The 23,492-nt window shown below is 71.0% G+C and carries 20 protein-coding genes; 17 read left to right on the top strand and 3 right to left on the bottom strand.

What is annotated here, in order from left to right; translation table 11 throughout:
* Positions 1-11 precede the first annotated feature (11 nt).
* Together AC5677_RS07560 and AC5677_RS07555 are read left to right on the top strand one after the other, a co-directional pair.
* Positions 12-806, top strand: a complete 795-nt coding sequence (locus tag AC5677_RS07560; protein WP_497194239.1) for a polysaccharide deacetylase family protein — start codon at positions 12-14, stop codon at positions 804-806.
* Positions 806-2,008, top strand: a complete 1,203-nt coding sequence (locus tag AC5677_RS07555) for a YncE family protein (RefSeq protein ID WP_497194238.1) — start codon at positions 806-808, stop codon at positions 2,006-2,008. Before AC5677_RS07560 ends, AC5677_RS07555 begins: the two co-directional genes overlap by 1 nt.
* Positions 2,009-2,038: 30 nt before the next feature.
* On the opposite strand, the gene AC5677_RS07550 is transcribed toward AC5677_RS07555, so the two are convergent.
* Positions 2,039-3,718 (bottom strand): AbeC-like domain-containing protein, encoded by a 1,680-nt coding sequence (locus AC5677_RS07550; RefSeq protein WP_497194237.1) that lies wholly within the window; start codon positions 3,716-3,718, stop codon positions 2,039-2,041.
* A 131-nt stretch (positions 3,719-3,849) separates the two neighbouring features.
* Positions 3,850-6,048 (bottom strand): elongation factor G-like protein EF-G2, encoded by a 2,199-nt coding sequence (locus AC5677_RS07545; RefSeq protein WP_497194236.1) that lies wholly within the window; start codon positions 6,046-6,048, stop codon positions 3,850-3,852.
* Positions 6,049-6,312: 264 nt separating this feature from the next.
* On the opposite strand from AC5677_RS07545, the gene pgsA reads away from it, so the two are divergent.
* From pgsA to AC5677_RS07470, 15 genes are all read left to right on the top strand, one after another.
* Positions 6,313-6,969: a phosphatidylinositol phosphate synthase gene (gene pgsA / locus AC5677_RS07540; RefSeq protein WP_497194235.1), complete on the top strand. Its 657-nt coding sequence runs from the start codon at positions 6,313-6,315 to the stop codon at positions 6,967-6,969.
* The gene (locus AC5677_RS07535) at positions 6,966-7,916 is read left to right on the top strand and encodes a phosphatidylinositol mannoside acyltransferase (protein ID WP_497194234.1); all 951 of its coding nucleotides are present in this window, start codon (positions 6,966-6,968) and stop codon (positions 7,914-7,916) included. The genes pgsA and AC5677_RS07535 overlap by 4 nt, the downstream gene beginning before the upstream one ends.
* Complete coding sequence (locus AC5677_RS07530; protein WP_497194233.1) at positions 7,913-9,073, top strand: glycosyltransferase family 4 protein; 1,161 nt, start codon at positions 7,913-7,915, stop codon at positions 9,071-9,073. Before AC5677_RS07535 ends, AC5677_RS07530 begins: the two co-directional genes overlap by 4 nt.
* A gap of 74 nt (positions 9,074-9,147) precedes the next feature.
* On the top strand, positions 9,148-9,693 hold the full coding sequence (locus AC5677_RS07525) for a LemA family protein (protein ID WP_497194232.1): 546 nt from the start codon (positions 9,148-9,150) through the stop codon (positions 9,691-9,693).
* A 222-nt stretch (positions 9,694-9,915) separates the two neighbouring features.
* Positions 9,916-10,827, top strand: coding sequence for a pyridoxal 5'-phosphate synthase lyase subunit PdxS (pdxS, locus tag AC5677_RS07520; RefSeq protein WP_030067142.1), 912 nt, complete (start codon positions 9,916-9,918; stop codon positions 10,825-10,827).
* A gap of 60 nt (positions 10,828-10,887) precedes the next feature.
* Positions 10,888-11,478 (top strand): pyridoxal 5'-phosphate synthase glutaminase subunit PdxT, encoded by a 591-nt coding sequence (gene pdxT, locus AC5677_RS07515; protein WP_497194231.1) that lies wholly within the window; start codon positions 10,888-10,890, stop codon positions 11,476-11,478.
* A gap of 63 nt (positions 11,479-11,541) precedes the next feature.
* The gene (locus AC5677_RS07510; RefSeq protein ID WP_497194230.1) at positions 11,542-12,294 is read left to right on the top strand and encodes a YebC/PmpR family DNA-binding transcriptional regulator; all 753 of its coding nucleotides are present in this window, start codon (positions 11,542-11,544) and stop codon (positions 12,292-12,294) included.
* 237 nt (positions 12,295-12,531) lie between these two features.
* Positions 12,532-13,080: a crossover junction endodeoxyribonuclease RuvC gene (gene ruvC / locus AC5677_RS07505; RefSeq protein ID WP_497194229.1), complete on the top strand. Its 549-nt coding sequence runs from the start codon at positions 12,532-12,534 to the stop codon at positions 13,078-13,080.
* Positions 13,077-13,694 (top strand): Holliday junction branch migration protein RuvA, encoded by a 618-nt coding sequence (gene ruvA, locus AC5677_RS07500; protein ID WP_497194228.1) that lies wholly within the window; start codon positions 13,077-13,079, stop codon positions 13,692-13,694. Before ruvC ends, ruvA begins: the two co-directional genes overlap by 4 nt.
* Positions 13,695-13,776: 82 nt before the next feature.
* On the top strand, positions 13,777-14,868 hold the full coding sequence (ruvB, locus tag AC5677_RS07495; RefSeq protein WP_497194227.1) for a Holliday junction branch migration DNA helicase RuvB: 1,092 nt from the start codon (positions 13,777-13,779) through the stop codon (positions 14,866-14,868).
* A 161-nt stretch (positions 14,869-15,029) separates the two neighbouring features.
* Positions 15,030-15,593 (top strand): preprotein translocase subunit YajC, encoded by a 564-nt coding sequence (gene yajC, locus AC5677_RS07490; protein ID WP_497194226.1) that lies wholly within the window; start codon positions 15,030-15,032, stop codon positions 15,591-15,593.
* 147 nt (positions 15,594-15,740) lie between these two features.
* On the top strand, positions 15,741-17,534 hold the full coding sequence (gene secD / locus AC5677_RS07485; RefSeq protein WP_497194225.1) for a protein translocase subunit SecD: 1,794 nt from the start codon (positions 15,741-15,743) through the stop codon (positions 17,532-17,534).
* Position 17,535: 1 nt separating this feature from the next.
* The gene (secF, locus tag AC5677_RS07480) at positions 17,536-18,648 is read left to right on the top strand and encodes a protein translocase subunit SecF (RefSeq protein WP_497194224.1); all 1,113 of its coding nucleotides are present in this window, start codon (positions 17,536-17,538) and stop codon (positions 18,646-18,648) included.
* Positions 18,645-19,193: an adenine phosphoribosyltransferase gene (locus AC5677_RS07475; RefSeq protein WP_497194223.1), complete on the top strand. Its 549-nt coding sequence runs from the start codon at positions 18,645-18,647 to the stop codon at positions 19,191-19,193. The genes secF and AC5677_RS07475 overlap by 4 nt, the downstream gene beginning before the upstream one ends.
* A 172-nt stretch (positions 19,194-19,365) precedes the next feature.
* The gene (locus AC5677_RS07470) at positions 19,366-21,966 is read left to right on the top strand and encodes a RelA/SpoT family protein (RefSeq protein WP_497194222.1); all 2,601 of its coding nucleotides are present in this window, start codon (positions 19,366-19,368) and stop codon (positions 21,964-21,966) included.
* A gap of 62 nt (positions 21,967-22,028) precedes the next feature.
* On the opposite strand, the gene AC5677_RS07465 is transcribed toward AC5677_RS07470, so the two are convergent.
* Positions 22,029-23,258 carry a DUF349 domain-containing protein gene (locus AC5677_RS07465; protein ID WP_497194221.1) on the bottom strand — a complete coding sequence of 410 codons (1,230 nt, stop codon included), beginning with the start codon at positions 23,256-23,258 and terminating at the stop codon, positions 22,029-22,031.
* Positions 23,259-23,492: the final 234 nt, after the last annotated feature.

Genomic DNA, 23,492 nt, shown 5'->3' with positions numbered 1-23,492 from the left:
GTAATGGTGGGGTGACCTTCCTAGCTCGTCGCACCGTGCTGCGCGCGGCCACCTCGGCCGCGGCCGCCGGTGCGTTCGCCTCGGGCTGCGCCCGGGCCCGTACGGACTCCTCGGCCGCACGGGTCGCCACGCCGCACTCCGGCGGGCCGAGCGCGCCCGGCCCCGCCCCGGCGCACGCCGCCCGGCCGCCCACCCGGGTGCCCGGACAGCCCGTCCAGATCGCGCACGGGCCACGGGACGGCCGGGCGGTCGCGCTGACCTTCCACGGCAGGGGCGACCCCAAGCTGGCCACCGCCCTGCTGGGCGAGGCCGAGCGGGCCGGCGCCCGGGTGACCGTGCTCGCCGTCGGCGACTGGCTGGACGAGCAGCCCGCGATGGCCCGCCGGATCCTCGACGGCGGCCATGAGCTGGGCAATCACACGATGCACCACCGCAATATCTGCGCCCTGCCCGAGGACGCCGCATACGCCGAGATCAGCCGGTGCGCCGACCGGCTGCGGCGGCTGACCGGCAGCATCGGCAGCTGGTTCCGGCCCTCGCAGACCCGGCGGGCCACGGACCTGGTGACCCGGCTGGCCCGTCAGGCCGGCTATCCGCACGTCCTGTCCTACGACCTGGATTCCCTCGACTCCCAAGACCCCGGTGCCGCGGCCGTCCAGCGCACGGTCCTGGACCGGATCGGGCCGGGCTCGGTCGTGAGCCTCCATCTCGGGCACGCCGGCACGGTGGCCGCGCTGCCCCCGATCCTCGACGGACTGAGCCGGCGCGGGCTGCGCGCGGTGACGACAACGGAGCTAGTGACCTGATGGCTGACCGGAACCGTACCCCCGTCCGCAGATCCCCCCGCCCCGGCCGCCGGGCCGCGCTGCTCGCCGTGGCCTGCGCGCTGCTGGCGGCGGGCTGCTCGGGCGGCGGGGAGACCAAGCCCAAGGACGGCCCGCGCCCCGCGAAGCCGTCCGAGGCCAAGGCCGTCGGGCCGGGCCTGCCCGGGATGCCGCCGCAGATGGAGGAGGGCGACCTCTATGCCGCGGACCGGCCCAACAGGCTGGCGAAGCAGGTGCGGGACTTCCCCTCGCGGGTGTATGTGCCCAACACCGGATCCGATTCGGTCACCGTCATCGACCCGAAGACGTACAAGGTGATCGAGACGATCCCGGTCGGGGTGCAGCCGCAGCACGTCGTGCCGTCGTGGGACATGAAGACGCTCTGGGTCAACAACAACCGGGGGCACGACCTCACCCCGATCGACCCCGCCACCGGCAAGGCCGGCGAGCCCGTCAAGGTCCACGACCCGTACAACCTCTACTTCACGCCCAACGGGAAGTACGCGGTCGTGATGGCCTCGATGGACCGGCAGCTGGTCTTCCGCGACCCGCACAGCATGAAGATCCGCAAGACCCTGCCGGTGAGCTGCGCGGGCGTCAATCACGCCGACTTCTCGCCGGACGGGCGGTACTTCATCGTCTCCTGTGAGTTCTCCGGCGAGCTGCTCAAGGTCGACACCGAGAAGATGAAGGTCATCGGGCAGGAGAAGCTGCCCTTCGAGGGCGCGATGCCGCAGGACGTGAAGATCTCCCCCGACGGCAAGACCTGGTACATCGCCGACATGATGGCCGACGGGGTGTGGGTCCTGGACGGCGACCGCTTCACCAAACCGCGGCTGCTGCCCACGGGCAAGGGCACCCACGGCCTCTACGTCAGCCGCGACTCGAAGAAGATGTACATCTCCAACCGGGGCGAGGGATCCATCTCGCTGCTCGACTTCAAGACCGGCGACCTCGTCGGCAAATGGCACATCCCCGGTGGCGGCAGCCCGGACATGGGCGGGGTCTCGGCGGACGGCAAGGTGCTGTGGCTGTCCGGGCGCTACAACTCCGAGGTCTATGCGCTGGACACGCGGAGCGGCAAGACGCTCGCAAAGATCCCCGTGGGCCAGGGCCCGCACGGGCTGGCGGTGTATCCGCAGCCGGGGCGGTACTCCCTGGGCCACACGGGGATCTTCCGCTAGCAGCGGCGTCCGGCCTGCGCCCTACGGGGTCTAGGCGTGGTACTCGTCGGCGTTCTTCGGCTCCGCGCTCTGGACCATGCCGCTCAGCACCAGCGAGCGGTTGTCGAAGCGCTCGGTGTCCACGCCGTTCTCCTTCAGCACGCTCAGGGCGGCGGAGTGCACGACGCGCAGCACCGGGGTCGCGGCGCGCAGCGCGTCGTCGGCCATGAAGCGGTGCCGCCAGGGCTTGTCGGCCCAGACATGGCGCAGGCCGAACGGCTCGGGGAGGGTGAGCTTGCCGCCGAGGAAGTCCAGGACCGGCGGGAACCACGTGAGCGGGGCGCGGGCGGCGAGGCGGACGACCTCGCCCGCGTCGATCAGCGGGAGCGTGACCTTCCTGGTCTCCCAGAACCGGACGGTCTTCGCGACATCCTTGGTCTTGGGCTCCGGCTTGCTCGTGAAGAGGCCGTTCACCGGGCCGAGGGCATGGCCGGTCACCTCGATGCGCAGCGTCTCGTGCAGGACCGTGACGGTGATCATCAGCGTGAGCACCAACTGGCCGTCCCACAGGACGAACTGCACGCCCAGATAGTGGCGGTTGCCGGCGCCGAACTGCTGCTCGTTGCAGATGCGCTCTATCTCGTGCCCACGGATCTGGAACGCATCGGTGTCCGTGCCGTCCGGGCGGGAGACCGAACCGGCCTTCTCGCCGACCGGCGAGACGATCCAGTGGCGTACGGAGGGGGCCGGGAAGCCGCCGGTGTGCAGCGGGGAGCGCTCCAGCAGACGCAGCCGGTCGTGGATCACCCGGACGACGTCCCAGCTGCGGAACGGGTGGATCTCCACGCCCTCCTGGGCCGGCCGCAGCTCCTCGGCGAGCTGCCAGCTGCCCCAGCGCGTGCCCATGCCGAGTATGCCCTTGGGGCCGGCGTAGAAGACGACGTTGCTCTGCTGCTCGGCGCTGACTTTGGCGAGATTCTGCCGCAGGGTCTCGGCGGCGGTCTGGTTCGGGTCCTGGGGCACCGCCTCGGGGATCTTGGCGGCCACGCCGCCGCCCTCGAGCAGTCCCTTCCAGGCCTCCCGCATCGTCACCGCGGCCTTTTCGCAGATCTGTTTGGCCCACCACCAGCCGACCACCGGGGCGACGATCATGGCGCGGACGTACAGCGGCCACAGGCCGTTCCACGGCAGCTTGACCATGAAGAACACGGCGGCGCCCGCCAGCACCACCAGCAGCGCCCCGCCGAGCAGGGAGACGCCGCCGCCCTCGCCGTCCTTGGAGAGCATCTTCTTGATCTGGAAGGCGCCCAGCCACAGCAGCACACCGGGCAGGAACAGCAGCCCGAAGAGCACCATGATCAGCGTCAGCTTGGCGTCCCGCTGCTTGCGCAGACGCGTGGCGGACAGGCAGTGCTCGACGATGGTCTGCGGTTCCGTCCCGAAGGACTGGATGAGGGCCTTGCGGCCGCCGCCGAGCATCCGGACCTGTACGGCGCGCGCGAACGCCTCGCCGAGGTTGGGCGCGAACAGCGACAGCTTCGGCTTCTTGATCTCGGACTTGCCGGAGTCGGAGTCGGCGTCGGAGATCTTGGAGAGCTTGCAGTCGCGATAGGCCGCCGAGGCGAGGGCCTGGGTCGCCGCCGTCTGCCCGGCGCCACCGGCGATCGGTACCTGAGCCCCCGGACTGAAGTCAAAGCCGTCTGCCACTACCGCCCCCATCACCGCGCGCATCCGATGATGCGGCTCTTTCCCGACTACCGCTCACGGCACACCCCTGCCGAGCCGATGACCACCGCATCTCAGCGTACAGCCGCCGTCCAGCCCAAGGGAGTTGAGCCGGACAGCGGCTGCGGCACCGCTGACTATGCGCCGTTCAGCGCCTCCTGACGCACCTTGTCGGCGTGCTGCGGCGGCATCGGCTCGTGCCGCGCGTAGACGCGGGTGAAGCGGCCGGTGCCGTGGGAGAGGGAACGCAGATCGACGGCGTAGCGGCCGAGCTCGATCTCGGGGACCTCGGCGCGTATGAGCGTGCGGCCGGCCCCGGACTGCTCGGTGCCCACCACCCGGCCGCGGCGCCCGGACAGATCGCTCATGGCCGGGCCGACGAAGTCGTCCGGAATCAGCACCGTCACCTCGGCGACCGGCTCCAGCAGATCGATCCGGGCGTCGGCGGCGGCCTCCCGCAGCGCCAGCGCGCCGGCCTTCTGGAAGGCGGCGTCCGAGGAGTCGACGGAGTGCGCCTTGCCGTCGAGCAGGGTGACGCGGATGTCGACGAGCGGATGCCCGGCGGCCACCCCGCGCGCGGCCTGGGCGCGGACGCCCTTCTCCACGGACGGAATGAACTGGCGGGGCACCGAGCCGCCCACCACCTTGTCGACGAACTCGATGCCGGAGCCACCCGGCAGCGGCTCGACCGTGATCTCGCAGATCGCGAACTGGCCGTGACCGCCGGACTGTTTGACGTGGCGGCCGCGCCCGGACGCGGCGGCGCCGAAGGTCTCCCGCAGCGCCACCTTGTGCGGGACCGTGTCGACCTGGACGCCGTACCGCGAGCGCAGCCGCTCCAGCGCCACATCGACATGCGCCTCGCCCAGGCACCACAGCACCATCTGATGGGTGTCCGGGTGGTGTTCGAGGCGCAGCGTCGGGTCCTCCGCCACCAGCCGGGACAGGCCCAGCGAAAGTCTGTCCTCATCGGCCTTGCTGTGGGCCTCGATGGCGATCGGCAGCAGCGGGTCCGGCATCGTCCACGGCTCCATCAGGAGCGGCGCGTCCTTCGCCGAGAGGGTGTCGCCGGTCTCGGCGCGGGTCAGCTTCGCCACGCACGCCAGATCGCCGGCGATCGCCCGGGACAGCGGCCGCTGCTGTTTGCCGAACGGGGCGGTCAGCGCGCCGATCCGCTCGTCGACGTCATGGTCCTCATGGCCGCGGTCCTCCAGGCCGTGCCCGGAGACATGCACCGTCTCGTCGGGCCGCAGCGTGCCGGAGAAGACCCGTACCAGCGAGACCCGGCCGACGTACGGGTCGGAGGAGGTCTTGACCACCTCGGCCGCGAGCGGGCCGTCGGGATCGCAGGTCAGCGTCGGGCAGGGGGAGCCGTCGGTGCCGGTCACGGCCGGTGCCTCCCGCTCGGCGGGGGTCGGGAAACCGCCGGTGATCAGCTCCAGCAGCTCGACGGTGCCAAGGCCCTGCTTGGCGCCGTCACCGGCCGGGGCGGCGGCGAGCACGGGATGGAAGGTGCCCCGGGCGACCGCCGTCTCCAGATCCCCCACGAGCGTCTTGATGTCGATCTCCTCGCCGCCGAGGTAGCGGTCCATCAAGGATTCGTCCTCGCTCTCGGCGATGATCCCCTCGATGAGACGGTTACGGGCCTCTTCGATCAGCGGGAGCTCGTCGTCCGTCGGTGCGCGCTCGGTGCGCTCGCCGGAGGAGTGGTCGAAGACCCGCCGGGAGAGCAGGCCGATCAGGCCTTCCACGGGGGCGTGGCCGTCGGCGCCCGGGGTGCCGTACAGCGGGAGGTACAGGGGCAGCACGGCGTCCGGGTCCTCGCCGCCGAAGGTGTCGCGGCACAGCCGGGTCATCTCGTCGAAGTCGGCGCGGGCCGCCTCGAGGTGCGTGACGACCAGGGCCCGCGGCATGCCGACCGCCGCGCATTCGTCCCAGACCATGCGGGTCGCGCCGGCCACCCCGTCCGCGGCCGAAACGACGAAGAGGGCCGCGTCCGCTGCCCGCAGACCGGCCCTCAGCTCCCCGACGAAATCGGCGTATCCGGGGGTGTCCAGGAGATTGATTTTTATGCCGCCCCAGTCCACCGGGACCAGGGAGAGCTGTACGGAACGCTGCTGGCGGTGCTCGATCTCGTCGTAGTCCGACAGACACCCGCCGTCCTCGACCCGGCCCGCGCGGTTGACCGCGCCGGACGCCAGCGCGAGGGCCTCGACCAGGGTGGTTTTTCCGGAACCGCTGTGGCCGACCAGCACCACATTGCGCAGGGCGGTGGGCCGGTCGGCCGTGGGTGCCCTTCCGGCGGCTCCCGGGTGTGTACTCGACTTCTCGCTCATGTGTCTCGCCTCCAGGTCGACACTTTGCGGTGATTCGAGCTTTCCACCGAGGCCACCTTGCGTCCATACATGGCACAACGGGCGATCCTGGAGCTTGCGGCCTATCATGCCTGCGCGGGCGCCCGGAGGCGTGCGCCGAGGTCCGTGCGCCGTGCGTTGCACCCGGCGCCGCGGTGCGTTCGTGGTGGCCGGTGGCCGCCTGGCTACGATGGGCCAGCCGGTGGCCCCTTGACCGCGCGGCCCGTATCGACCTCCGGGAAGGCCATGCTGAACAAGTACGCGCGTGCTTTCTTCACGCGTGTTCTCACACCGTTCGCCGCCCTGCTCATCCGCTTGGGGGTCAGCCCGGACGCGGTCACCCTCGTCGGGACCGGCGGCGTGGTGGCCGGCGCCTTGATCTTCTACCCGGAGGGCGGGTTCTTCTGGGGCACGGTGGTCATCACCCTGTTCGTCTTCTCCGATCTGGTCGACGGCAACATGGCGCGGCAGCTGGGCCGCTCCAGCCGCTGGGGCGCGTTCCTCGACTCCACCCTCGACCGGGTCGCCGATTCGGCGATCTTCGGCGGGCTGGCCCTGTGGTACGCCGGGGGCGGCGACGACCTGGTGCTCTGCGCGATCGCGATCTTCTGCCTCGCCAGCGGCCAGGTGGTCTCGTACACCAAGGCACGCGGCGAGGCCATCGGGCTGCCGGTGAACGTCAACGGCCTCGTCGAGCGCGCCGAACGGCTCGTCATCACGCTCGTGGCCTGCGGTCTGTCCGGTCTGCACGCCTTCGGTGTGCCGGGCGTCGAGATCCTGCTCCCGATCGCGCTGTGGATCGTCGCCCTCGGCAGCGCCGTCACCCTCGGCCAGCGTGTGGTGACGGTACGCCGCGAGTCGGCCGAGGCCGACGCCGTCGCGCAAGGGGGGAACGGCGCATGAGCGCGGCCACCGACAAACTCACCGACGCCCTCTACGGCCTGGGCTGGACGGCCGTCAAGAAGCTGCCCGAAGGCGCCGCCGTACGGCTCGGACAGCGCATCGCCGACATCGCCTGGAAACGCCGCGGCAAGGGCGTCCTCCGCCTGGAGGCGAACCTCGCCCGCGTCGTCCCCGATGCCTCCCCGCAGCGCCTGGCCACGCTCTCCCGGGCCGGTATGCGCTCGTACATGCGCTACTGGATGGAGTCCTTCCGCCTGCCGTCCTGGAGCAAGGACCGCATAAGGAACGGCTTCGACCCCGAGGACGTGCACCACCTCGTGGACGGCCTCGCAAGCGACCGCGGCGTCGTCCTGGCCCTGCCCCACATGGGCAACTACGACCTCGCCGGTGTCTGGGTCACCACCAAGCTCAACACCCCCTTCACCACCGTCGCCGAGCGCCTCAAGCCCGAATCCCTCTACGACCGCTTCGTCGCCTACCGCGAGGGCCTGGGCATGGAGGTGCTGCCGCACACGGGCGCCGCCGCCTTCGGAACCCTCGCCCGCCGGCTCCGGGCCGGCGGCCTGGTCTGCCTCGTCGCCGACCGTGATCTGTCCGCTTCCGGCATACCGGTCACGTTCTTCGGCGAGGCGACGAAGATGCCGGCCGGCCCCGCGATGCTCGCCCTGCAGACCGGCGCGATGCTGCTGCCGGTCACCCTCTGGTACGACGAGAGCCCCGTCCTGCGCGGCCGCGTCCACCCGGAGATCGAGGTGCCCGAGACCGGCACCCGTACCGAGAAGGCCGCCCAGATGACCCAGGCGCTCGCCGACGCCTTCGCCTCCGGCATCGCCGACCACCCCGAGGACTGGCACATGCTCCAGCGTCTTTGGCTCGCCGACCTGGAGCCGCGCGTGGAGCCGCGCGAGACGCCCGGCGTACCGGCCTCCGGAGGGGAGACGGCATGAAGATCGGCATCGTCTGCCCGTACGCCTGGGACGTCCCCGGCGGCGTCCAGTTCCACATCCGCGACCTGGCCGAGCACCTGATCCGCCTGGGCCACGAGGTCTCCGTCCTGGCCCCCGCCGACGACGAGACGCCCCTGCCCCCGTACGTCGTCTCCGCCGGCCGCGCCGTCCCGGTCCCCTACAACGGCTCGGTCGCCCGCCTCAACTTCGGCTTCCTCTCCGCCGCCCGGGTCCGGCGCTGGCTGCAGAACGGCGCCTTCGACGTCATCCACATCCACGAACCGGCCTCCCCCTCGCTCGGCCTGCTCTCCTGCTGGGCGGCCCAGGGCCCGATCGTGGCGACCTTCCACACCTCCAACCCGCGCTCCCGGGCCATGATCGCCGCGTACCCGATCCTGCAGCCCGCGCTGGAGAAGATCAGCGCCCGGATCGCGGTGAGCGAATACGCCCGCCGCACCCTCGTCGAACACCTCGGCGGCGATGCGGTGGTCATCCCCAACGGCGTCGACGTCGACTTCTTCGCCCGCGCCGAACCCAAGCCCGCATGGCAGGGCAGGACGCTCGGCTTCATCGGCCGCATCGACGAGCCCCGCAAGGGCCTGCCCGTCCTGATGAAGGCGCTCCCCGCCATCCTCGACAGGGTGCCGGACGCCCGCCTGCTGGTGGCGGGCCGGGGCGACGAGGAGGAGGCCGTCGCGGCCCTGCCCCCCGACATGCGCTCCCGGGTCGAATTCCTCGGCATGGTCAGCGACGAGGACAAGGCCCGCCTGCTGAGCAGCGTCGACCTCTACGTCGCGCCCAACACCGGCGGCGAATCCTTCGGCATCATCCTCGTCGAGGCCCTGTCGGCCGGCGCCCCCGTCCTGGCCAGCGACCTGGACGCGTTCGCCCAGGTCCTCGACCAGGGCGAGGCCGGCGAGCTCTTCGCCAACGAGGACGCCGACGCCCTCGCCACCGCCGCCGTACGCCTCCTGAACGACCCGGCGAGGCTGGCCGAACTCCGCGACCGCGGCCTCAAGCACGTACGCCGCTTCGACTGGTCGACGGTCGGCGCCGACATCCTGGCCGTCTACGAAACGGTGACCGCGGGCGCCGCCTCGGTGGCCACCGACGAGCGGGTCGGGCTGCGCGCGCGGTGGGGCCTGGCCAGGGACTGACCGGCTGCAACGGCGGGCGGGGCAGTCATGTGTGCGGCGGGCCCGCCCGCCACGTACGGGTAACGTGACGGCCCGTGACCACCCTGATCTGGATCGCCGTCGCGATCGTCCTCATCGGTATCTACCTGAGCTGGACGGCCGGCCGCCTCGACCGCCTGCACGCCCGCATCGACGCGGCCAAGGCGGCCCTGGACGCCCAGCTGCTCCGGCGCGCCTCGGTCGCCCAGGAGGTGGGCACCTCGGGTGTCCTCGACCCCGCCGCCTCGATCGTCCTCTACCAGGCCGCCCACGAGGCCCGGCAGGCCGAGGACGACCACCGCGAGGTCGCGGAGAGCGAGCTCAGCCAGGCGCTCCGCGCCATCTTCGCGGAGGACGCCCAGCTGGAGGCCGTACGGGAGGCCCCCGGCGGCGAACAGACGGTCGCCGAACTCACCGCGGCCGTGCGCCGCGTCCCGATGGCCCGCCGCTTCCACAACGACGCGGTACGGGCCGCACGGGCGGTCCGGCGCCACCGCCTCGTCCGCTATCTGAGGCTCGCGGGCCATGCGCCGTTCCCGCTGGCCTTCGAGATGGACGACGAGCCGCCGGCGGTCCTGGACGACCGCTCGGCGGGCGGCTGACAATGGGGGCACCGGACGCGGAGCGGGCCGCCGAAGGATGCGAGGGCAGGAGAGAGCCACCTGCGACGGCGGCCGGCGACGGCGGCCCGCAACCCACCGCACCCGGCCGCACAACTCCAGGCCGTAACGAGCCACCCACCTTGAATTGGCCCTTTCCCTCGCCCCCGCACAAAGGGTTGTGTGGCCAACACGCATAACCACCCGCAAAGAGTGAGGTCAACCGTGTCCAGCACGCCCACCACGCCCCAGAACCCCGAGACCGGAACCGCGCGCGTCAAGCGCGGAATGGCCGAGCAGCTCAAGGGCGGCGTGATCATGGACGTCGTCACGCCGGAAGAGGCGAAGATCGCCGAGGACGCCGGCGCCGTCGCCGTCATGGCCCTGGAGCGGGTGCCCGCGGACATCCGCAAGGACGGCGGCGTGGCCCGCATGTCGGACCCCGACATGATCGACGGCATCATCGACGCCGTCTCCATCCCGGTCATGGCCAAGTCCCGGATCGGCCACTTCGTCGAGGCCCAGGTCCTGCAGTCGCTCGGCGTCGACTACATCGACGAGTCCGAGGTCCTGACCCCGGCCGACGAGGTCAACCACTCCGACAAGTGGGCCTTCACCACCCCCTTCGTCTGCGGTGCCACCAACCTGGGCGAGGCCCTGCGCCGGATCGCCGAGGGCGCCGCCATGATCCGCTCCAAGGGCGAGGCCGGCACCGGCAACGTCGTCGAGGCGGTCCGCCACCTGCGCCAGATCAAGGGCGAGATCGCCAAGCTGCGCGGCTGCGACAACAACGAGCTGTACGCCGCCGCCAAGGAGCTGCGCGCCCCGTTCGAGCTGGTCAAGGAGGTCGCCGAGCTCGGCAAGCTCCCCGTCGTGCTGTTCTCCGCCGGCGGTGTGGCCACCCCCGCCGACGCCGCGCTGATGCGCCAGCTCGGCGCCGAGGGCGTCTTCGTCGGCTCCGGCATCTTCAAGTCCGGCGACCCCGCCAAGCGCGCCGCCGCGATCGTGAAGGCCACCACCTTCTACGACGACCCCAAGGTCATCGCGGACGTCTCCCGCAACCTGGGCGAGGCCATGGTCGGCATCAACTGCGACACCCTCCCCGAGGCCGAGCGCTACGCCAACCGCGGCTGGTAAGCACGCGGGACACACCGCGCAGGAACACAGCACGCAGGAACAAAGGACGCAAGAACACAGATGAGCACCCTCACCATCGGTGTGCTGGCCCTCCAGGGCGACGTCCGCGAGCACGTCAAGGCGCTCGCGGACGCCGGTGCCCAGGCGCGGCCGGTGCGCCGCCCCGAGGAGCTGGCCGAGATCGACGGCCTGGTCATACCGGGCGGCGAGTCCACCACCATGTCCAAGCTGGCCATCGTCTTCGGCATGCTCGAACCGCTGCGCGCGTTCGTGAAGGCCGGGAAGCCGGTCTACGGCACCTGCGCCGGCATGATCATGGTCGCGGACAAGCTGCTGGACGCGCGCGCGGACCAGGAGACGTTCGGCGGCGTCGACATGATCGTGCGCCGTAACGCCTTCGGGCGGCAGAACGAGTCCTTCGAGGCGGCCATCGACGTGGCCGGCATTCCCGGCGGACCGGTCGAGGGCGTCTTCATCCGGGCGCCCTGGGTCGAGTCGGTCGGCGCCGCGGTCGAGGTCCTGGCTACGTACAACGGCCACACCGTGGCCGTGCGGCAGGGTAACGTCCTCGCCACGTCCTTCCACCCGGAGCTCACCGGCGACCACCGCGTCCACGCGCTGTTCGTGGAGATGGTGCGTCACGCCGTGTGACGTGGCCCCGGTAGGATCGATGGCGTTCGTTTCGGAAATGGGTTACGCGAAGGAGACAGGCGGATGTCCGGCCACTCTAAATGGGCTACGACGAAGCACAAGAAGGCCGTGATCGATGCCAAGCGCGGCAAGCTCTTCGCGAAGCTGATCAAGAACATCGAGGTCGCGGCGCGCACCGGTGGCGCCGACGTCGACGGCAACCCGACCCTCTTCGACGCCATCCAGAAGGCGAAGAAGAGCTCGGTGCCCAACAAGAACATCGACTCCGCGGTCAAGCGCGGTGCGGGTCTTGAGGCGGGCGGCGCCGACTACGAAACCATCATGTACGAGGGGTACGGCCCCAACGGTGTCGCGGTGCTCATCGAGTGCCTCACCGACAACCGCAACCGTGCCGCCTCGGACGTCCGCGTCGCGATGACCCGCAACGGCGGATCGATGGCCGACCCGGGCTCGGTGTCCTACCTGTTCAACCGCAAGGGCGTGGTGATCGTCCCCAAGGGCGAGCTGAGCGAGGACGACGTCCTCGGCGCGGTCCTGGACGCGGGCGCCGAGGAGGTCAACGACCTCGGCGAGTCCTTCGAGGTGCTGAGCGAGGCCACCGACCTGGTCGCGGTCCGCACGGCGCTGCAGGAGGCCGGCATCGACTACGACTCGGCCGACGCCAACTTTGTCCCGACCATGCAGGTCGAGCTGGAGGAAGAGGGCGCGCGCAAGATCTTCAAGCTGATCGACGCGCTGGAGGACAGCGACGACGTGCAGAACGTCTTCGCCAACTTCGACGTCGCGGACGAGGTCATGGCGAAGGTCGACGCGTAGGACGGACCACGCGAGGCCGGGCCGGAGCATGCGCGGCCGCGCCGCTTCCGTGCGTACACGGGCCGACGGGGAACACCCCCGTCGGCCCGTCGCGTTGTCGGTGCCGCTCGATTGTCAGTGCCACCCGATACTGTGCTGAGCAGGGGATCTCCGTCCCCCCATGGGGGAACGGCGAGCCGAAACGGTACGGCACGGCACAGCGCGTACGGACGGTACGGGCATGAGGGGAGGGGCACCGTGAAGGTGCTCGGGGTGGACCCGGGGCTGACGCGCTGCGGCGTCGGCGTGGTCGAGGGGGTGGCCGGACGGCCGCTGACGATGGCGGGCGTCGGCGTCGTGCGCACGCCCGCGGACGCCGACATCGCGCACCGCCTCGTGCTGATCGAGCGCGGCCTGGAGGAGTGGCTCGACACCCACCGCCCCGAATTCGTCGCCGTGGAGCGGGTGTTCAGCCAGCACAACGTCCGTACGGTCATGGGCACTGCCCAGGCCAGCGCGGTCGCCATGCTGTGCGCGGCCCGCCGCGGACTGCCGGTCGCGCTGCACACCCCCAGCGAGGTCAAGGCCGCCGTCACCGGATCGGGCCGGGCCGACAAGGCGCAGGTCGGCGCCATGGTCACCCGGCTGCTGCGGCTCGACGCGCCGCCCAGGCCCGCCGACGCCGCCGACGCCCTCGCGCTGGCCATCTGTCATATATGGCGCGCCCCCGCGGTCAACCGCCTCCAGCAGGCGCATGCCGCGGCCCGCCGCGCCGCTCCCGTACGCACGCCGAAGGGCACCCGATGATCGCTTTTGTCTCCGGCCCGGTCGCGGCCCTGGCCCCCGATACCGCCGTCATCGAGGTCGGCGGCGTCGGCATGGCCGTCCAGTGCACACCGAACACCCTGTCCGGGCTGCGCATCGGTGAGCAGGCCAAGATCGCCACGTCCCTGGTCGTCCGCGAGGACTCGCTCACGCTGTACGGCTTCGCCGACGACGACGAGCGCCAGACCTTCGAGCTGCTGCAGACCGCCAGCGGCGTCGGCCCGCGGCTCGCCCAGGCCATGCTGGCGGTGCACTCGCCCGACACGCTGCGGCTGGCGGTCGCGAGCGGCGACGAGAAGACGCTCACCGCGGTGCCCGGCATCGGCAAGAAGGGCGCGCAGAAGCTGCTGCTGGAGCTCAAGGACCGGCTCGGCGCGCCGGTCGGCAACGCCCGCGCGGCCGGCGGCGCGGTCACGTCCGGCTGGCGCGATCAGCTGCACGCCGCGCTGATCGGGCTCGGCTATGCCCCCCGAGAGGCCGATGAGGCGCTGGACGCGGTCGCCCCGCAGGCCGAGGCCGCCCTCGCCGACGGCACCCAGCCGCAGGTGCCCCAGCTCCTCAAGGCCGCCCTGCGGACCCTCAACCGCGCGCGATGACCGCCGCCGGACGGGCCGCGCGCCCCCGACCGTACGACCACCCCGGCGGCCCGGCCGCCCCGACCCCGCGAGGCATTCCGCAGTGAACTGGGACGACACCGCACCGTCCGCCGCAGACGAGACCCCCACCGGCGCGCCCGACCGCCTGGTGGCGGCCGACGCCGACGGCGAGGACACCGCCGTCGAGGCCGCCCTGCGGCCCAAGGACCTGGAGGAATTCGTCGGCCAGGAGCGGGTGCGCGAACAGCTCGACCTGGTGCTGCGAGCCGCCCGCGCCCGCGGCGCCACCGCCGACCACGTCCTGCTCTCCGGGGCCCCGGGCCTGGGCAAGACGACCCTCTCGATGATCATCGCGGCCGAGATGGGCGCCCCGATCCGGATCACCTCCGGCCCCGCCATCCAGCACGCCGGCGATCTCGCCGCGATCCTCTCCTCCCTCCAGGAGGGCGAGGTCCTCTTCCTCGACGAGATCCACCGGATGTCCCGGCCCGCCGAGGAAATGCTGTACATGGCGATGGAGGACTTCCGCGTCGATGTGATCGTGGGGAAGGGGCCGGGCGCCACCGCCATCCCCCTCGAACTTCCCCCCTTCACCCTGGTCGGCGCCACGACCCGGGCCGGTCTGCTGCCGCCCCCGCTGCGGGACCGCTTCGGCTTCACCGGGCATATGGAGTTCTACGCGCCGGCCGAGCTGGAGCGGGTCATCCACCGCTCGGCCGGTCTGCTGGACGTCGACATAGCGGCAGAGGGCGCCGCCGAGATCGCCGGCCGCTCCCGCGGCACGCCCCGTATCGCCAACCGCCTGCTGCGCCGCGTCCGCGACTACGCCCAGGTCAAGGCCGACGGCGTGATCACCCGCGAGGTCGCCTCCCAGGCCCTCGATGTCTACGAGGTCGACGGCCGCGGCCTGGACCGCCTCGACCGCGCCGTGCTCACGGCCCTGCTCAAGCTCTTCGGCGGCGGACCGGTGGGCCTGTCCACGCTGGCGGTCGCGGTGGGGGAGGAGCGCGAGACGGTCGAGGAGGTCGCCGAGCCGTTCCTCGTCCGCGAAGGACTGCTGGCCAGGACGCCCCGCGGCCGGATCGCGACACCGGCGGCCTGGGCCCACATGGGGCTGGTCCCGCCGCAGCAGCAAGCGGGCGCGAACGGGCAGCAGGGCCTGTTCGGACCGTGACGGCGCGGAGACTCGCCCGGTCAGGAACTGCGGTGCGATGCTGGGCGTTGTTCCTGTGGTGGGGACTCGCTTAGACTCCGCCGATGCCGTCCGCATGGACGGTGTACCCACCCCCGTATATGAGACCGTGCAGCAGCGGTCGTGTGAAGGATTTCCGTCCCGTGCCCAATATCGTGACTCTCCTCCCCTTCATCGTCCTCATCGGGGCCATGTTCCTGATGACCCGGTCCGCCAAGAAGAAGCAGCAGGCGGCGCAGCAGATGCGCAATGAGATGCAGCCTGGCACCGGCATCCGGACGATCGGGGGCATGTACGCCACCGTCAAGGAAATCCATGAGGAGTCCGTCCTCCTGGAGGTCGCTCCTGGCGTGCACGCCATTTACGCCAAGAACGCCATCGGCGCGGTGTTGGCCGATGACGAGTACAACCGCATCCTGGACGGTGCCGACCCGATCAAGACCGACGAGCCGGTCGTCCCGGACGACGCCTCGTCGCTGACCGGTGACGTCGCGGACGAGGACGCCGACCAGGCCGAGAAGATCGACCTGGGCAAGGACGCCCCCAAGGCCGACGCCGACAAGCCGGCCGCCAAGGATGCCAAGACCGACGACGCCGCGTCCGAGAAGGACGCCGACGACGCCGCCGACGAGGCAAAGGACGCCGTCAAGGCCGACGCGGACACCGCCGAGGAGGACAAGAAGGCCGGCGGCGCCGACGCGAAGTAGTCCGCTCTGGGGAACCGCGGTGCCCGCGCGTAAGGCGCACCGCGGTTCCTCGACGGTCTAGGCTCCGGCGGGGGCACGTCCCCACAACACTTCGTGGCCCCTCGGCAACACCCGAAGCCGAGGGGTTGGACAGGGAGATACGAGAAGGTGGCAGCACCGAAAAAGGGCCGTAGGGCGCCCGCGACCCAAGGGCATCCGGGCCGCACCCTGGTCCTGATCCTGATCGTGATGATCGGGCTGGTCGGCGGGATGTTCTGGTACGGACATCTGACGCCGCGGCTGGGCATCGACCTGGCGGGCGGCACCAGCTTCACGCTGGCGGCCCAGAACCAGCCGGGCAAGCCCAATGCGATCAACGAGACCAACATGAACACCGCCGCCGGGATCATGGAGCGACGGGTCAACGGTCTCGGTGTGTCCGAGACCGAGGTCCAGACGCAGGGCAACGATCACATCATCGTGAACATCCCCAAGGGGACGGACGCGAAACAGGCCCGCCAGCAGGTCGGCACCACCGCCCAGCTCGGCTTCCGGCCGGTGCTGACCACCACCGCGGGCACCAAGACCCCCGCGCCCGAGCCCAGCCCTTCCAAGAGCGGGAAGACCGGCAAGGGCGGCCAGGGCAAGAACGACCAGGGTGAGAAGGCCACCGGCAAGCAGGGCACCCAGCAGGACGCCTCGGCGCCCAGCGCCACGCCCACCACCCGGGGCCGTGCCGTCACGGACTCCCTGAAGAAGGCGCCCTCCGCCACCCCCTCCGCCAAGCCCACCCCCTCCGGCTCCACCAAGCCGTCCACGCCGCCGGTGCCGCCCACCGGTGGCGCCGAGGGGATCTCGCCGGCCCTGCAGAAGCAGCTCGCCGCGCTGGACTGCTCCACGAAGGAGGGCCGCGCGCTGGCGGGTCAGAAGGCCGCCGCCGCCAAGCCGACCGACCAGGTCGTGGCCTGTAACCAGGACGGCTCGCAGAAGTACGTGCTCGGTCCGGTCGCCGTCGAGGGCATGGACGTCAAGGACGCCAAGGCCGTCTTCGACAGCCAGGGCGGCCAGGGCTGGATCGTCCAGATGGACTTCACCTCCGACGGCGGCAAGAAGTTCGCGGACATCACCGGCAAGCTCGCGACCAAGGCCGCGCCGCAGAACCAGTTCGCGATCGTCCTGGACGGCGCCGTGGTCTCCGACCCGCGCGTCAGGGAGCAGCTCAACGGCGGCAGCGCCACCATCTCCGGCGGCTTCACCCAGCAGAGCGCCGAGGACCTGGGCAACATGCTGTCGTACGGCGCGCTGCCGCTCTCGTTCAAGATCGACGACGAGACCACGGTCACCGCGGCGCTCGGTGGCGAGCAGCTGCACGCCGGCCTGATCGCGGGTGCGATCGGCCTCGGGCTGGTCGTCATCTACCTGGTCGCCTACTACCGGGGCCTGGCGCTGGTCGCGCTGGCCAGCCTCGGTGTATCGGCGATCCTCACCTACACGATCATGACGCTGCTGGGCCCGGCCATCGGGTTCGCGCTGAACCTCCCGGCGGTCTGCGGCGCCATCGTCGCCATCGGTATCACCGCCGACTCGTTCATCGTGTACTTCGAACGCATCCGTGACGAGATCCGCGAGGGCCGCACGCTGCGTCCCGCCGTCGAGCGCGGCTGGCCCCGGGCCCGCCGGACGATCCTGGTCTCCGACTTCGTGTCGTTCCTGGCCGCCGCGGTGCTCTTCATCGTCACCGTCGGCAAGGTGAAGGGCTTCGCGTTCACGCTCGGCCTGACCACCCTGCTCGACGTCGTCGTGGTCTTCCTCTTCACCAAGCCGCTGATGACGCTGCTGGCCAGGCGGAAGTTCTTCTACGAGGGCCACTCCTGGTCCGGCCTCGATCCCAAGCGCCTGGGCGCCAAGCCGCCGCTGCGCCGCCGTCGTGGCAGCGCCCCCACCCAGACGAAGGAGGCGTGAGATGTCCAAGCTCGGAAACATCGGCGCCCGGCTCTACCGCGGCGAGGTCGGCTACGACTTCATCGGCAAGCGGAAGATCTGGTACGGCATCTCGATCCTCATCACCATCACGGCCCTCGTCGGCCTGGGGGTGCGGGGCCTGAACTTCGGCATCGAGTTCTCCGGCGGCGCGGTCTTCACCACGTCCGGGACCTCCGTGTCCGCGACGCAGGCACAGCACACGGCCGAGTCGGCGGCCCCCGACCACCAGGCCATGGTGCAGAAGCTCGGTGACGGCTCGCTGCGCATCCAGATCAGCGGTCTGGACACCAAGCAGTCGCTGCCGGTCCAGGAAGAGCTCGCCAAGGCCCTGAAGGTCCCGGTCAAGGACATCAACACCCAGCTGGTCGGCCCGAGCTGGGGCGAGCAGATCGCCAACAAGGCGTGGCTGGGCCTGGGCATCTTCATGGCCCTGGTGGTGCTCTATCTGGCCATCGCCTTCGAATGGCGGATGGCGATTGCCGCGCTGATCGCGCTCATCCATGACCTCACGATCACCGTGGGCATCTACGCCCTGGTCGGCTTCGAGGTCACCCCGGGCACGGTCATCGGTCTGCTGACGATCCTCGGTTACTCCCTGTACGACACGGTCGTCGTCTTCGACAGCCTCAAGGAAGCCTCCAAGGACATCACCAAGCAGACCCGCTTCACCTACAGCGACATCGCCAACCGCTCCATCAACAGCACCCTGGTGCGGTCCATCAACACCACGGTCGTGGCGCTGCTCCCGGTCGCCGGTCTGCTGTTCGTCGGTGGCGGTGTGCTGGGCGCGGGCATGCTCAACGACATCTCGCTGGCGCTGTTCGTCGGTCTCGCCGCCGGTGCGTACTCCTCGATCTTCATCGCCACTCCGCTGGTCGCCGACCTCAAGGAGCGCGAGCCGCAGATGAAGGCTTTGGCCAAGCGGGTGAAGGCGAAGCGCGCATCGGCCGCGGCCAAGGAGGGCGAGCAGCAGGACCCGCAGGACAGTGACACCGGCACTGCGGACACCGCGGACGATCCCGCGGTGGTCGGCCCGCGCCACCAGCCCTCCCGCAACCGCGGACGCGGCCGCCCGTCGGGCAAGCGCCGATGACCGCGCCCGCCGCGCTCCGCGAGCTGCTGCTGAGCCGGATAGCGGACGTCCCGGACTACCCCAAGCCCGGCGTGATGTTCAAGGACATCACCCCGCTGCTGGCCGATCCGGACGCCTTCGGCGCGCTGACCGACGCCCTCGCCGACCTGTGCGCACGGCACCGGGCGGACAAGGTCGTCGGCCTGGAGGCGCGCGGTTTCATCCTCGCGGCCCCCGTGGCCGTCCGGGCCGGGGTCGGCTTCGTCCCCGTACGCAAGGCGGGCAAGCTGCCCGGTGCGACGCTCGGGCAGGCCTATGAGCTGGAGTACGGCACGGCCGAGATCGAGATGCACGCCGATGCGCTGGCCCCGGGGGACCGGGTCCTGGTGATCGACGACGTGCTGGCCACCGGCGGCACGGCCGATGCGTCGCTGCAGCTCATCCGCCGTGCGGGCGCCGAGGTGGCGGGCGTCGCGGTGCTGCTGGAGCTCGGGTTCCTCGCCGGGCGGCAGCGTCTGGAGCCGGGCCTGAAGGGCGCCCCGCTGGAGGCGCTGATCACGGTCTGATCCGGCCTTTCCCGGTACATCGGCAGCAGGGGCACCCGGAAGATTCCGGGTGCCCCTGCTGCTGTGTCATGTACGGAGCCACGGCCGCGCGAGAGCGGTGGCCGTGGGGTCGATACCATGGCACCCCGGCCTGTTCGTGGTCTCGGGGTCCGGAACTGCTTGAGGAGTGCTCTTGCCAGACGAGGCCCAGCCGCTCTCCCCCGGACTGCGTCCGAAGGGATCCACCGCCGCGCGCCAGGACGAGCCGAAGACCGAGGACGCGGCGTCCCGGGCGACGCCCCGGTCCGAGAAGAGCGGCGCCGCGGGCGGTGACCAGCCCCGTCCGGCCTCCCCGCCGAAGCCGGGCGCCGCGTCGTCCAGGACCGAGCCCGCCGTCGGCAAGGGCGCAGCCAAGCCGCCCGCCAAGGCCGGGCCGGCCGGCGCGCACATCGCCCCGGTGGCCAAGCCCGCCCCGTCCGCCTCAGCGGGCCGCTCCGGCACCCCCAACCGCGTACGGGCCCGCCTCGCCCGACTGGGCGTACAGCGCTCGAGTCCGTACAACCCGGTCCTCGAACCGCTGCTGCGCGCCGTCCGCAGCAACGACCCCAAGATCGAGACCGCGACGCTGCGCCAGGTCGAGCGGGCCTACCAGGTCGCCGAGCGCTGGCACCGCGGCCAGAAGCGCAAGAGCGGCGACCCGTACATCACCCACCCGCTCGCGGTGACGACGATCCTCGCCGAGCTGGGCATGGACCCGGCCACCCTGATGGCGGGCCTGCTGCACGACACCGTCGAGGACACCGAATACGGCCTGGACACCCTGCGCCGCGACTTCGGCGACCAGGTGGCGCTGCTGGTCGACGGCGTCACCAAGCTCGACCGCGTCAAGTTCGGCGAGGCCGCGCAGGCCGAGACCGTGCGCAAGATGGTCGTCGCGATGGCCAAGGACCCGCGCGTCCTGGTGATCAAGCTCGCCGACCGGCTGCACAACATGCGCACCATGCGCTACCTCAAGCGGGAGAAGCAGGAGAAGAAGGCCCGCGAGACGCTGGAGATCTACGCTCCGCTCGCCCACCGCCTGGGCATGAACACCATCAAGTGGGAGCTGGAGGACCTCGCCTTCGCGATCCTCTACCCCAAGATGTACGACGAGATCGTGCGGCTGGTCGCCGAGCGGGCGCCCAAGCGGGACGAGTACCTGGCGATAGTGACCGACGAGGTCCAGGCCGATCTGCGCGCCGCCCGTATCAAGGCCACCGTCACCGGCCGCCCCAAGCACTACTACAGCGTCTACCAGAAGATGATCGTGCGCGGCCGCGACTTCGCCGAGATCTACGACCTGGTGGGCATCCGCGTCCTCGTCGACACGGTCCGCGACTGCTACGCCGCCCTCGGCACGATCCACGCGCGATGGAATCCGGTCCCCGGCCGGTTCAAGGACTACATCGCGATGCCGAAGTTCAACATGTACCAGTCGCTGCACACGACGGTCATCGGCCCCAGCGGTAAGCCCGTCGAGCTGCAGATCCGCACCTTCGACATGCACCGCCGCGCCGAGTACGGCATCGCCGCGCACTGGAAGTACAAGCAGGAGGCGGTGGCCGGCGCCTCCAAGATCCGTACGGACATCCCCAAGGGCGTCGGCAAGGGCGCGGGCCAGGACACCGTCAACGACATGGCCTGGCTGCGGCAGTTGCTCGACTGGCAGAAGGAGACCGAGGACCCCGGCGAGTTCCTCGAATCGCTGCGCTTCGACCTCTCCCGCAACGAAGTCTTCGTCTTCACGCCGAAGGGCGATGTGATAGCGCTGCCGGCCGGCGCCACGCCCGTCGACTTCGCCTACGCGGTGCACACCGAGGTCGGCCACCGCACGATAGGAGCGCGGGTCAACGGACGGCTCGTACCGCTCGAATCGACCCTGGACAACGGCGACTTGGTGGAGGTCTTCACCTCCAAGGCGCCCGGCGCCGGACCGTCCCGCGACTGGCTCGGCTTCGTCAAGTCCCCGCGCGCCCGCAACAAGATCCGCGGCTGGTTCTCCAAGGAGCGCCGCGACGAGGCCATCGAGCAGGGCAAGGACGCCATCGCGCGCGCGATGCGCAAGCAGAATCTGCCCATCCAGCGGATCCTGACCGGCGACTCGCTCGTCACCCTCGCGCACGAGATGCGCTACCCCGACATCTCCTCCCTCTACGCCGCCATCGGCGAGGGCCATGTCGCGGCGCAGGGCGTCGTCCAGAAGCTGGTGCAGGCGCTCGGCGGGCAGGACGAGGCCACCGAGGACATCGCCGAGTCCACCCCGATCCGGCCGCGGTCCAAGCGCCGCTCCAGCGCCGACCCGGGCGTGGTCGTCAAGGGCGTCGACGATGTGTGGGTCAAGCTCGCCCGCTGCTGTACGCCGGTGCCGGGCGACCCCATCATCGGCTTCGTCACCCGCGGCAACGGCGTATCGGTGCACCGCGCCGACTGCGTCAACGTCGATTCGCTGTCCAAGCAGCCGGAGCGGATCCTCGAGGTCGAGTGGGCGCCCACCCAGTCCTCGGTCTTCCTGGTCGCCATCCAGGTCGAGGCGCTGGACCGCTCCCGCCTCCTGTCGGACGTCACCCGCATCCTGTCCGACCAGCACGTCAACATCCTCTCGGCCGCCGTCCAGACCTCCCGCGACCGGGTCGCCACCTCCCGCTTCACCTTCGAGATGGGCGACCCCAAGCATCTGGGGCACGTGCTCAAGGCCGTACGGGGCGTGGAGGGCGTGTACGACGTGTACCGGGTGACGTCGGCCCGGCGCCCGTAGCAACGGATACGGCGGCCCCGGTACGGAGATCCGTACCGGGGCCGCCGTATGTCAGCCACTCCTCAGCCGCCGAACTCCTCCAGGCCCTTCAGCGCCTGGTCCAGCAGCGCCTTGCGGCCTTCCAGTTCGCGGCCCAGCTTGTCGGCCTTGGCGGTGTTGCCGGCCGTCCGGGCCGCCTCGATCTGCTTCTCCAGCTTGTCGACGGCGTCCTGGAGCTGGCCGGTCAGCCCCGCCGCGCGGGCCCGCGCCTCGGGGTTCGTCCGGCGCCACTCGGCCTCCTCGGCCTCCTGGATGGCGCGCTCGACGGCATGCATCCGGCCCTCGATCTTGGGACGGGCGTCCCGCGGGACATGGCCGATGGCCTCCCACCGCTCGTTGATCGACCGGAACGCGGACCGCGCGCCCTTCAGGTCCGAGACCGGGAGCAGCTTCTCGGCCTCGATGGCCAGCTCCTCCTTGCGGGTGAGGTTCTCCCGCTGCTCGGCGTCGCGCTCCGCGAAGACCTCGCCGCGCGCCTGGAAGAAGACGTCCTGGGCGCCGCGGAAGCGGTTCCACAGGTCGTCCTCGTGCTCGCGCTGGGCGCGGCCGGCGGCCTTCCAGTCGGCCATCAGCTCGCGGTAGCGGGCGGCGGTGGCGCCCCAGTCCGTCGAGTTCGACAGCGACTCGGCCTCGGCGACCAGCTTCTCCTTGGCCTTACGGGACTCCTCGCGCTGCGCGTCCAGCGACGCGAAGTGCGCCTTGCGGCGCTTGGAGAACGCCGAGCGGGCGTGCGAGAAACGGTGCCACAGCTCGTCGTCCGCCTTGCGGTCCAGCCGCGGCAGGCCCTTCCAGGTGTCGACCAGCGCCCGCAGCCGCTCGCCCGCCGCGCGCCACTGCTCGCTGGCGGCCAGCTCCTCGGCCTCGGCGACCAGCTTCTCCTTGGCGTGCCGGGCCTCGTCGCTCTGCTTGGCCTTCTGTGCCTTGCGCTCCTCGCGCCGGGACTCGACGGTCTCGACGAGCTTGTCCAGCCGCTTCCTCAGCGCCTCCAGATCGCCCACCGCGTGGTGCTCGTCGACCTGCTGCCGCAGATGGTCGATGGCGGTCTGGGCGTCCTTCGCCGACAGGTCGGTGGTCTTGACCCGGCGCTCGAGGAGGCCGATCTCGACGACCAGGCCCTCATACTTGCGCTCGAAGTAGGCGAGGGCCTCCTCGGGAGTGCCCGCCTGCCACGATCCGACGACCTGCTCGCCGTCGGCGGTACGCACGTACACGGTCCCCGTCTCATCGACGCGGCCCCATGGGTCGCTGCTCACAGCGCCTCCTCCACATGATGCCGACGGGGGCGTGCGGCCCCCCGGCATCGTCCACAGTTTCTGTCCGGCAGAGCCGCGCCCTGGCCGGTCCGACGTGCTGTCTTGCGGGTGAGGGCGGCACCCGTCGGAGCGGGCACCCTCACCCAACGCCAATCTAGGCGACCGGCGGTCGGCTGTCCGCATCCAGCACGACCGAAATTCAGCGGTTCGCACCACGGAGAACGGCGGAAAGCC

The sequence above is a fragment of the Streptomyces sp. JLSY215 genome (genome assembly GCF_059682825.1).
Note: the sequence above shows the minus strand (reverse complement) of the source record. Positions and strands in the feature narration are given on the sequence as shown.

Coding starts and splice junctions, on each gene's coding strand:
- AC5677_RS07555 (WP_497194238.1), top strand. CDS start 806: ATGGCTGACCGGAACCGTACCCCCGTCCGCAGATCCCCCCGCCCCGGC.
- AC5677_RS07550 (WP_497194237.1), bottom strand. CDS start 3,718: ATGCGCGCGGTGATGGGGGCGGTAGTGGCAGACGGCTTTGACTTCAGT.
- AC5677_RS07545 (WP_497194236.1), bottom strand. CDS start 6,048: ATGAGCGAGAAGTCGAGTACACACCCGGGAGCCGCCGGAAGGGCACCC.
- pgsA (WP_497194235.1), top strand. CDS start 6,313: ATGCTGAACAAGTACGCGCGTGCTTTCTTCACGCGTGTTCTCACACCG.
- AC5677_RS07535 (WP_497194234.1), top strand. CDS start 6,966: ATGAGCGCGGCCACCGACAAACTCACCGACGCCCTCTACGGCCTGGGC.
- AC5677_RS07530 (WP_497194233.1), top strand. CDS start 7,913: ATGAAGATCGGCATCGTCTGCCCGTACGCCTGGGACGTCCCCGGCGGC.
- pdxT (WP_497194231.1), top strand. CDS start 10,888: ATGAGCACCCTCACCATCGGTGTGCTGGCCCTCCAGGGCGACGTCCGC.
- AC5677_RS07510 (WP_497194230.1), top strand. CDS start 11,542: ATGTCCGGCCACTCTAAATGGGCTACGACGAAGCACAAGAAGGCCGTG.
- ruvA (WP_497194228.1), top strand. CDS start 13,077: ATGATCGCTTTTGTCTCCGGCCCGGTCGCGGCCCTGGCCCCCGATACC.
- secF (WP_497194224.1), top strand. CDS start 17,536: ATGTCCAAGCTCGGAAACATCGGCGCCCGGCTCTACCGCGGCGAGGTC.
- AC5677_RS07475 (WP_497194223.1), top strand. CDS start 18,645: ATGACCGCGCCCGCCGCGCTCCGCGAGCTGCTGCTGAGCCGGATAGCG.